This is a genomic window from Desulfobacter sp., assembly GCF_050177295.1.
The window spans coordinates 1-9,798 of record NZ_JBFXHE010000148.1 but is presented as its reverse complement, the minus strand read 5'-3'; the positions used below and the strand labels follow the sequence as shown (position 1 = coordinate 9,798).

Sequence of the window (9,798 nt, the reverse complement as noted above, 5' to 3'; positions counted from 1 at the left end):
CCGAATCGCTGCCTTTTCGATTGTCTTTTTATTTTTTGAGCCCTTTGGCCTTCCGGCTCCGGGGCGTGGCCCGCCTCTTGGCATTTGATTCTCCTTTGATATTTTATTCAAAAACCACGATTAATTCTGCGGATGGGAGCCGTCGAGGTTTCCGGATAGTCAGATCTACAGAGATATGGCATACCCCCTATCTGTGGCCCGTCATCAAGCAGATCAAGAAGGCTTTTAAACTCCCCGCAGTCCTGCACCACCTGATCAAGAAAACATCTCAAGGAGACAGTGTCACCACCCAATGGACGCGCCATGATCCTGGCTTCCAGGAGATCCAGGCGCTGGTTAATTAGATGGGTGAGTTCTGCGGTATTCATTTCGTGTTCCTCACGGCATGCCTGCTGCCTGCTGTAGCCTCACGCCACCAGGTTGGCTGCCTGGGAAATTTTGATTCAACGCGGCTATTCCGCTCGTCATCAGGTAGCCGCCTGCACTTCTTACATAGATGATATAGAATAGCCCTGGCTTGAAAGACCTCTGGTTCATTCGGCGTGAAAAGACATTGATACACTGCTGGCTTGCCACATAATAAACATTCCATTTTTTTATCTCACCTCTCTAAATACTTGTGCTGTTTGGTCCAGGGGTCGAGCTGTTTGGTCCAGGGGAACCGGGGTAGGGTGGACCACCGAAAACCTTGGTAATAGCGGCTTGGTCCAACTGGTCCAACTGGTCCAGGGTAAAATAAAGGTTAGTAGAATCATCATCTTGGTAACTCGTTTCAACTTTCTTTTTGGTGTATTTTTTCCCACAACTAATTTTTGCCAAAATACCCTGGACCGGCTGGACCGGTTGGACCAGCCCTTTATTGACGGGCGTTTCCATGGTCCACCCCCCCCGGTCCACCCATGGACCATTGGACCAGCCCATGGACCAGTGCCGTGTCTCCCTGGTCCCATTTAATTTGGCACTTGACGCAGTCTTCAAATCTTTTCCGGCAATCTTCCAGGGTCCCGTACTTCCTGATTCTGACGCGCTGCCCGCATACCCACGGTCTTGTATCTTCCCAAGGTGGGGTAATCTTTTGGAGTTCCGTGAAAAACAGGTCGCGTGATTTCGGGTAGCGTTCTTTAATAGACTCGACAAAACCCAGATAATCAGCGTACTGTTCAACCTTTGAAACACCTGCCACCCATCCTCCATCAGGTATTTGTCTTCTTAAACTTCCGTCTTGCAGGCGCTCAAACCAGTATTTCTGCACTGTCGTCATTGAATTAAGGATCTGTTCAAACAGACCGTCAGTCCTTTTAAAGGTCCGAAGGTTTACGCCAGACATATCCAGGTTCAAAAGGTCGTGCATCATTGCCGCCTGCCCGCCGTTCTTCATCTGGTGATCAATGGCAGCAAAATAAGAGTAGTCCTGCATATGCCTGTCTGATACATCGACAACGAAAAACCGTCGTTCTTCCAGGCCCGCAGGAATAACCCAGGAATTGTTTGAAGCGATCGCCAGATTGATGTGATTTTTTACCCGGATGATGTCCTTGCCCTTTTGCTCAATGTTGACAAAGGGTTCCGTGATCATGTTTTTCAAGACGCCTTCAGCCTGTTTATCACCAGCCCAAAAACCTTCATCAACGAAAACAAGCAGTGCATCTTTTAAATGGGAATTGAAGTTTCCTGTCACCTGATTTGATTGTGCAATTTGCAGGTAGTGCTTTCCAAGGAGAGCGCCTATATGCTTCATCAGAATACCTTTACCTGTTCCTTGTCTCCCGCGCATGACCAATGAAGTTCCTGGGCGCTCTCCACCAGGGGATTGAATGATCCGCGCAAACCATGCCAAAATCCACCAGTAAATTTCCTCATCACAAGCAGCAATGTTTTCCCAGATATGCTGCTTGAACAGTGACCAGTCCCCAGCGGCTGGTTCAACGGCGAAACCTTGCCATAGGTTATAGTACCCTTCCGGCGTTCCGCTTGGATCAAAGACAACGCCCTGATATTCGCGCCGGTTCCCATGCTCAAACCAGAATTGTGATTTAGGTATTTGTTTCTGTGGGTTATCCGGGTCAGGTATTTTTTTATTCGCGTAGAAGTTTTTAATGTCGTAAACCGATGAAAAAACAACATCAGGCCGGTTCAACGCCGGGTCTATGGCGTTGGTCATGATCTGACACTTGCTGCCAAGCATGACAACTGCATGTCTTGAGTTCATGTCCTTGATTACATCAATATAAAAGTCATCATTCGCCGCAGCTTCACCCAACCGGAGCGGGGTCGATCCTTTATGCCGGTATGAGCATTTGCCGCAGTGTTTACCATTAATTTGCCCCAGGATAGTTGAGCACATATACGGTCCGGTATCATTTAGGGCATGCTCAATTTTCCGCTCGGTGTCGGCATGATCATAGGCCGGGTGATTTTCACTGTATTTATGGGCCTGCCGTCTGCCGTCTTTGCATCGCGTCACGATAGTAAGAAAAGCGTACCATTCCGGCTCCGGCAGTGTTTCGGAATCGTCACAACAATGCTTTATAAACTGGCACCCTTGTTTGATCCTGGAAAATATGGCCCTGTGTTCTTCTTCTTGTATAGGCTGGAAGTCCGACTTTTCTCTGGTGGGGATCTCCTCTTTTAAATCCCATTCGGCAATCAGGTCATCCAACTGGTTTTCACTGGCTTTTTCCGCCTGTGCCAATGCTGCCCAGGGATCAGGGTATGGCTGTTCAAAATCGGTACCGGGGTCCAGGGGTATGGTGTGTCCTTTGGTCCCGGCCATATACTGGAAAGGCATGCTGATAAGATTGCCAAGGCCCTTCCCGGATAGGTTGGATTGATTAGGGAATAACCTGTCAAACGTGCTTATTTGTTCATCATCGCCAATTACACCAGCTTCTTTTAACAAAGCGAATGCCGCGGCTCTGGCTTTCCAGGCAGGGACAGCGGCTTCAAAGAAAATATAAACATGGTACCCTTTCCCGGATTTAGACCTAAAAACAGTGCATGGGATCTCTTGAACGTCGCAGGCATCAACGTATTTTTTCACCTCCGGGAGTGGTTCCGGGTCCGTGTCCCTATGCTTATCAAAATCGGCTGCAATGAAATGGCATGTATGGTCTTTTATTAAAGGATACACGCCCAGGATTTTTCCGCCGGCAAGGTGTGTTTTTATAAGATCATCGGACATCCGGACGTAATCAGCATTTTTGCAATCTCCGCATCCGCCGCGCCGGTCATTTTTAGGGCTGAGGTTACACAGATCATCATCCCATTTATTTGCGCAAATTGGGGAATATCCTGCTTTTCCATCCTGGCGTTTTGATTTCCAATATTCGGGGACCACATCTTCCCGGCCCTTAAAAATGGACCGGAATAAACGAATCTGCCCGTTTATATCCATCTGTGTCCCGCCTAATCCACCGGGCATTGGAATCACGTTACTAACCGCGCTGTTCATTTATCCAAGCCTCAAGTTCCGAGCGACGAAACCGCAGGTGCTTTCCGATTTTGATTTTTGGGATAGCTCCTGGGCCGGTCCGCATCGTCCATTGATAGAGCTGTTTTTTTGTTGCCTTCAAAAATGCGGCCGCTTCATCAGTTGTCATGAGTTCGTTTTCTGCCAGGTTCTCTTTAGTTGGAACCGGAAACCCGGCTAAAACTTGGCTGATCCTGGAAACGATGTCCTCAACCTGCCGATCATCGTATTGAACCGTAATGGTAATTTCTGCCATTGGTTTCGGTCCTTAATTTCAATTGGACCGTAGGAGCGCGGGTGTGATATGGTAGGCATGCCTACGATCCTCAATTGTGTGGGGTTTGTGGCACGCTCCGGGGGCTTTGCTTGGCGGCTTCCCCCGGGGCATACCAAAAAACTATTTGTCTCCCAAGTTTTTCTTGGCCATCTCTGCTTTTATTTTTTCGGCTTTTTCTATATTTTTTAAAAGTTCAATTTGACCTTCAAGTAACAGTATTTGTTTTTCACGATCAGTTACCTCAGGTAAGAACTCGGCCATTAACTCAGGGTCAAGGTTGATGACATCCAAACCGGCTGCGAAAACATACCACGGGAGGTTCTCAATATGTCTCTGAAAGACCTCTTCAGAAATTAATCCAACCTCTCGTGCGTGAAGTGCGCACCAAATGGAGAAATCTGAAAATTCCGAAGAAAATTCGCCCTTCTCTTCTATTACGTCATTAAAATTCTTAATTTTTGTTGGAACAACACCGGTTTTTTTTGCATGATGAACCCGGTTCATCGCCCCATTGAGTAGCGATTTCAAAACCCACGCGGGAGACTTATTCAGCGGTCCGATGAACTGTTGAAACTGATTATAAACTTCCTCGCTTAACATGATAGATTTTCGTTTTGTCATTTTTTCAATATCCTTTGATTGCAATTAACACAAATTATGAAATCATAATAGTTAATCATCTGCATGCAGTCAAGTGAATTTTTTGATTGCACACTGTTTTTTGTAAAAACTCACTGGTTATAAAAAAAATGCTACCAAATGCTACCGCAATTTCAAAAATCAACGGAAAACAGGCAAAAATGTAAAGCGCGACAATTGCCGGAAACGTCTTATTTTAAAGGTGTTCAGGTGATTTCAAAAACTATCGGAAAACAACGAAAAATGGTTGAATTAGATTCCAAATCAAGATACGATGCCAAAAGGCGGATTTGGAAATTTGATCGCGTTACCGCTCCAGAAAAAAGCCAGGGTAAATGAAAATTCGGTTTTCATTGATGAAGGTTTTAATGCCTATCCGGACCAATGGCGTTTTCTTTCAAATGTTGAAAAATTCGATGGGAAGTTTTTAGGGTCACTCATTAACAAGTTGGCCAAAGGTAATGAGTTGGGGGTGCTTAAAGATAGTGATTCAAAAGTAAAACCATGGATTAAACAAACGTCTGTCTTGATGAAGAATGATTTTCCGGAGACGGTCAGAATTGTCAGGTCCGGTATGCTTTATGTCGAAAAGAACGGATTGAGTCAGAGGGCTTTAAATACGCTCAATCGATATGCGGCATTTAAGAATCCGGCATTCTACAAAGCCCAAGCCATGAGAATATCAACATATGGCAAGCCAAGAATCATATCTTGTAGCGATGATTTTCAAGACTATCTGGCACTACCGAGGGGATGCGAAGACGATATTAAAAAAGCCCTGAATGAATTGGAGGTCATTCCAGCGTTTGACGATGAGACAACTTCAGGTAGAACAGTCAATGTTGAGTTCAATGGAACACTGAGAGAAGAACAACAGGAAGCCGTTGACGCCTTGTTAGCCCATGACGATGGGGTATTGTCCGCGGCCACTGCATTTGGAAAAACTGTTATCGGGGCAAAATTGATCAGTGAAAGAAAGGTGAATACCCTGATATTAGTCCACAGGCAACAGTTGCTTTCCCAATGGCGGGAACGTTTGGAACAATTCCTGACGATCAATGAAACATTGCCGGAGCCGCCGAAAAAAAGGGAACGAAAAAAGGAACAAAGTTTGATCGGGCATATGTGTGCCGGAAAGGACAGGCTAGGTTCGATTATCGATGTTGCGATTATGCAGTCGATGAATATTGGCGGTCGTGTAAAAGAGGCAATAAAAAATTACGGAATGATAATTGTTGATGAGTGTCACCACGTACCGGCCGTCACTTTTGAACAGATTCTTAAACAAGCGACAGCTAAATTTATTTACGGTTTGACAGCAACACCTTCCCGTCAGGATGGGCATCATCCGATTATCTTTTTTTATTGTGGTCCTGTTCGTTTTTCAGTTGATGCGAAAAAGCAGGCAGAAAAAAGACCTTTTGAGCACTATTTGATACCACGATTTACAGCTTTTAGAACCGGGCCGGACAATGATAATTCAGAGCCGACTATTCAGGAGATTAAATCCCATCTCATATCAGATGAAATAAGAAACCAGTTGATTATTGATGATGTCGTTGAATTCTATCAAAAGGGAAGAAACGCATTGATTTTGACAGGGCGTGTTGCCCATGTCGATGATCTGAGCGAGATGCTTAGGAAAAGGGTTCAAAACGTAATATGTCTTAAAGGAGGAATGGGCGTAAAGAAAACCTCCAGCGTAATGGGAGAACTGAACGCTATCCCTGATACACAAGCTTTTGTTCTTGTTGCAACAGGAAGTTACATTGGAGAAGGATTTGACGAGGCCCGCCTTGATACATTATTTTTGGCCATGCCGATTGCCTGGAAAGGGACACTTCAACAATATGCCGGGCGATTGCATCGTTTTTCCGAGCATAAAAAAGAAGTCCGGATATACGATTACGTTGATATTCATGTAAAAATGCTTGAAAAAATGTATGCTAAAAGACTCAAAGGGTATGCTGCAATCGGCTACAAAGCAAAAGTTGCATCACTACCGGAGGCGCCGACCAATATCATTTTCAATAAAGACAATTTTTTTCCCGTTTATCTGCAGGATATTGCCATGACATCTAAACGGTTGTTGATTGTCAGTCCATTTGTTACGAAAAAAAGAATGCTTCAAATGACCGAACATTTTTCCGTGATTCTGAAAAAACAAGTTGAAGTTTCCATTATTACAAGACCTGCCTGCGATTTTAAAGAGGATAGACGAACGTCACTGGAGCAAATATTTAAAGCAGTCGAAGAATCCGGCGTCCGTTTGATATTCAGATCGCACATTCATCAGAAGTTTGCAATTATTGATGATAAAATCACTTGGTATGGCAGTATCAATCTTTTGAGCTTTGGTTATTCGGAAGAAAGTATCATGCGTCTTGAAAGCAGCAGTATTGCATATGAGTTGGCTGGGAGTATCAAAAATAAAAAATGAACATATTAAAATTGTCATCACAACAGATGCGGGAGATTCTATCGGCATGTATCTATTATCCGTCAGGAAATAGCCTTGACCTGGCACCCCTGCTGATATAGGATTTTCTATTTTAATCTAAAGCAGGCCTTTTTATATGCACGCCACAGACCGGGAGAAGGTACTCCCCCCAAGACTATTTTTAAGCCTGCTTTTTACCCTGGCGCTACCCATTTCCCTGCAATACCTTCTGACCTGTTCCATGGCTGTGATAGACATGCTCATGATCGGCCAGCTTAATGATGCTGCCGTGGCTGCCGTGGGCATTGCCAACCAGTTTGTTTTTATTTTTTTTGTCATCCAGTTCGGCATCCACTCGGGCATAGCCATATTTACGGCCCAGTACTGGGGCAAACAGGATATCTCACGAATCCACCAGTTATCCGGTCTTGGGATGCTGGCAGGCTTTGCCATAGGTTGCGTGTTTGCCGGAGCCGCTCTGTTTTTTCCTGCAGCCATGATCTCAGTATTTTCCAGTGATGCCGACGTTGTACGCCTTGGGGCCGGATACCTTCGTATTGTGGGGTTTGCCTTTGTTCCTTTTTGCGTAACGTTTTCCTTTATGACCAATATGAGGAGCATGGGGTTTGCCTTCGTGCCCTTGATCGCTTCATTTGCAGCCGTGGTTGTCAATATTGTGCTCAACTACTGCCTGATTTTCGGCAACTTTGGCTTTCCCGCCATGGGTGTTGCAGGTGCGGCCATTGGCACCTGCACGGCAAAATTGATTGAAACCGGCCTTTTAACGGCGATCATCTACCTGAAACCCTATCCCCTTGCTGCGTCAGTAAAAAAAATGCTGGGGTTCGACCTTGCCTTTGTCAAACGGGTCATGGCCACTTGCTGGCCTGTGTTCCTCAATGAAGTTTTCTGGGTTACGGGCGTGAGCATGTACAAACTGGTTTACGCCCGCATGGGGACCCAGTCCATTGCTGCGGTCAATATCGTGGCCACCCTTGAGGAATTTTTATTTGTTCCCTTTTTCGGCATATTCCATGCCGGGTCCATTCTCATCGGCAACAGCATTGGGGCAAAAAGATACAGCCAGGCGTTTGCCTATGGCAAATTCATGCTTTTGGCCCAGCTTCCCATGGCCCTTGGCGCAGGGCTTGTGCTCATTCTGTGCAGAAATTTCATCCTTGGATTTTACAATATTTCCCTTGCGGCCCACGACAATGCCTACTACCTGATGCTGACCACAGGTCTTGTCCTTTGGGCAAAGACCACCAATTTTACAACTGTGGTGTCGGTGTTCAGGGGCGGGGGAGACACCAGGTTCGGCTTTTTCATGGACCTGAGCGCGGTGTGGTGCATTGGTGTGCCCATGGCGTTTACAGGTGCGTTTGTTCTTCATTGGCCCGTGTACGGTGTTATGGCCCTGATAGCCTTGGAAGAGATGTTCAAGCTGATCATCGGATTGCCGCGTTTTTTTTCAAAGAAATGGATTAAAGATCTTGTGGCAGATCCGGAAATACTCCCTGGGCAGAATCCTTGAACTATCCGTCATAAAAGGAGAAAAAATTGAAATATCTGGGTGCCCATGTGAGTGCGGCAGGCGGCGTTGAAAACGCGCCAATCAATGCCCAAAAAATAGGCGCCTCCTGTTTTGCCCTTTTCACAAAAAATCAGCGGCAGTGGCAGGCCAGGCCCTTATCAGACAAAAGCATCAATGCTTTTAAAGCAAACTGCAGGGGTCTGGGGTTCGGGCCCGGGCAGATTCTTGCCCACGACTCCTATCTCATCAACCTGGGCCACCCGGAACAAGCAGCCCTGGAAAAATCCAGACTTGGGTTCATGGATGAAATGCAGCGGTGCCGGCAGCTTGGCATTGCCATGCTCAATTTCCACCCGGGGTCCACGTTAAAGAAGATCAGCATGGATGAGTGTCTTGCAACAATTGCCCAATCCATTAACCTTGCCCTTCAAAAGGTGCCGGACGTCATGGCTGTGATTGAAAACACCGCAGGCCAGGGCAGCAATGTGGGATTTGCATTTGAACAGATAAAAACCATTATTGAGCGGGTGGAAGATCAATCCCGCATCGGGGTGTGCATTGACACCTGCCACGCCTTTGCTGCCGGATATGATTTTGTTTCCCGGGAAGGTTATGAAAAAACCTGGGACCTGTTTGATTCAATTATCGGCTTTGAAAAATTAAAGGGCATGCACCTGAACGATGCCAAAAAGCAGATCAATTCCAGGGTGGACCGGCATGAAAGCATAGGAAAGGGCCAGCTTGGCCTTGCCGCTTTCCGGCAAATCATGGAAGACACACGCCTGGACAATATTCCCATGATTCTGGAAACGCCTGACAATGACATCTGGGCCAAAGAGATTTTCCTGCTCAAATCGTTGATCAATACCTGAGCCCAATTAAGGAATTTTCATGAGAATCTGGGATCTTCATCCAGGATACCTGAACCGCCAGAGCCTTTTAGGCGAACACCGGGAACTTCACGGCGTGGTCTCCATTATTGTCAACCACAAAAAAGGCTATTCCCGTCACCCGGAAACCCTGCGCTGGATGGATTTCGGCTGGGCACTGAACAAGCGCCACCAGCTTTTAGCCGCAGAGATGAAGTTACGGGGGTACCATGACAAATCGCCTGTGCGCACCCGGAAAAACAAAGGGCTATGGCCTGATACATTTATTGATGAACCCTATGTCCAGATCCGGCGGCTCATGGAAAAATACCGGGATAAGGAACCAGGCCGCATCCCTTTACCCCAAAATGCCCAGCAGATGTGGCGTCAGCATAAATACGCTGTCATGGCCCGGGATGTGCCCCTGTACAAAAGCATCGGCGCAGATGTGGCCTGTATGGGTTCTGGGGACGATTTCAGCAGCCTGGCCCGCCTTCTGGTGGAAACCTTGAGAATCCCGCCATCCCGGGGTGGATTAAAAAACGCGCTCCAGCATATGTGGGGGTATGT

Annotated in this window: 10 protein-coding genes; 5 read left to right on the top strand and 5 right to left on the bottom strand. The window is 46.5% G+C overall.

Translation table 11 applies throughout. From position 1 onward, the window contains the following. Positions 1-107 precede the first annotated feature (107 nt). The 5 genes from AB7U36_RS11780 to AB7U36_RS11760 form a co-directional block, all read right to left on the bottom strand. The gene (locus AB7U36_RS11780) at positions 108-368 is read right to left on the bottom strand and encodes a hypothetical protein (protein ID WP_428159969.1); all 261 of its coding nucleotides are present in this window, start codon (positions 366-368) and stop codon (positions 108-110) included. Positions 369-609: 241 nt separating this feature from the next. Then, positions 610-876, bottom strand: a complete 267-nt coding sequence (locus AB7U36_RS11775) for a hypothetical protein (protein ID WP_428159968.1) — start codon at positions 874-876, stop codon at positions 610-612. Continuing rightward, positions 857-3,451, bottom strand: coding sequence for a TOTE conflict system archaeo-eukaryotic primase domain-containing protein (locus tag AB7U36_RS11770; protein WP_428159967.1), 2,595 nt, complete (start codon positions 3,449-3,451; stop codon positions 857-859). Before AB7U36_RS11770 ends, AB7U36_RS11775 begins: the two co-directional genes overlap by 20 nt. Continuing rightward, complete coding sequence (locus AB7U36_RS11765; protein ID WP_428159966.1) at positions 3,435-3,725, bottom strand: helix-turn-helix domain-containing protein; 291 nt, start codon at positions 3,723-3,725, stop codon at positions 3,435-3,437. Before AB7U36_RS11765 ends, AB7U36_RS11770 begins: the two co-directional genes overlap by 17 nt. 141 nt (positions 3,726-3,866) lie before the next feature. Beyond that, the gene (locus AB7U36_RS11760) at positions 3,867-4,367 is read right to left on the bottom strand and encodes a hypothetical protein (RefSeq protein WP_428159965.1); all 501 of its coding nucleotides are present in this window, start codon (positions 4,365-4,367) and stop codon (positions 3,867-3,869) included. A gap of 138 nt (positions 4,368-4,505) precedes the next feature. On the opposite strand from AB7U36_RS11760, the gene AB7U36_RS11755 reads away from it, so the two are divergent. The 5 genes from AB7U36_RS11755 to AB7U36_RS11735 all read left to right on the top strand — a co-directional run. After that, the gene (locus AB7U36_RS11755) at positions 4,506-4,724 is read left to right on the top strand and encodes a hypothetical protein (RefSeq protein ID WP_428159964.1); all 219 of its coding nucleotides are present in this window, start codon (positions 4,506-4,508) and stop codon (positions 4,722-4,724) included. Continuing rightward, complete coding sequence (locus AB7U36_RS11750; RefSeq protein ID WP_428159963.1) at positions 4,684-6,825, top strand: DEAD/DEAH box helicase family protein; 2,142 nt, start codon at positions 4,684-4,686, stop codon at positions 6,823-6,825. The genes AB7U36_RS11755 and AB7U36_RS11750 overlap by 41 nt, the downstream gene beginning before the upstream one ends. A gap of 136 nt (positions 6,826-6,961) precedes the next feature. Further along, positions 6,962-8,359: an MATE family efflux transporter gene (locus AB7U36_RS11745; protein WP_428159962.1), complete on the top strand. Its 1,398-nt coding sequence runs from the start codon at positions 6,962-6,964 to the stop codon at positions 8,357-8,359. Between the two features lie 26 nt (positions 8,360-8,385). Beyond that, positions 8,386-9,231: a deoxyribonuclease IV gene (gene nfo, locus AB7U36_RS11740; RefSeq protein WP_428159961.1), complete on the top strand. Its 846-nt coding sequence runs from the start codon at positions 8,386-8,388 to the stop codon at positions 9,229-9,231. Between the two features lie 19 nt (positions 9,232-9,250). Beyond that, positions 9,251-9,798 (top strand): DUF1722 domain-containing protein (locus AB7U36_RS11735; RefSeq protein WP_428159960.1); only part of this gene is annotated, 548 nt, incomplete at its 3' end.

What these genes read in the sequence shown, in the direction of transcription:
- AB7U36_RS11780 (WP_428159969.1), bottom strand. Translation starts at nt 368, where the DNA reads ATGAATACCGCAGAACTCACCCATCTAATTAACCAGCGCCTGGATCTC.
- AB7U36_RS11775 (WP_428159968.1), bottom strand. Translation starts at nt 876, where the DNA reads ATGGAAACGCCCGTCAATAAAGGGCTGGTCCAACCGGTCCAGCCGGTC.
- AB7U36_RS11770 (WP_428159967.1), bottom strand. Translation starts at nt 3,451, where the DNA reads ATGAACAGCGCGGTTAGTAACGTGATTCCAATGCCCGGTGGATTAGGC.
- AB7U36_RS11765 (WP_428159966.1), bottom strand. Translation starts at nt 3,725, where the DNA reads ATGGCAGAAATTACCATTACGGTTCAATACGATGATCGGCAGGTTGAG.
- AB7U36_RS11760 (WP_428159965.1), bottom strand. Translation starts at nt 4,367, where the DNA reads ATGACAAAACGAAAATCTATCATGTTAAGCGAGGAAGTTTATAATCAG.
- AB7U36_RS11755 (WP_428159964.1), top strand. Translation starts at nt 4,506, where the DNA reads ATGCTACCGCAATTTCAAAAATCAACGGAAAACAGGCAAAAATGTAAA.
- AB7U36_RS11745 (WP_428159962.1), top strand. Translation starts at nt 6,962, where the DNA reads ATGCACGCCACAGACCGGGAGAAGGTACTCCCCCCAAGACTATTTTTA.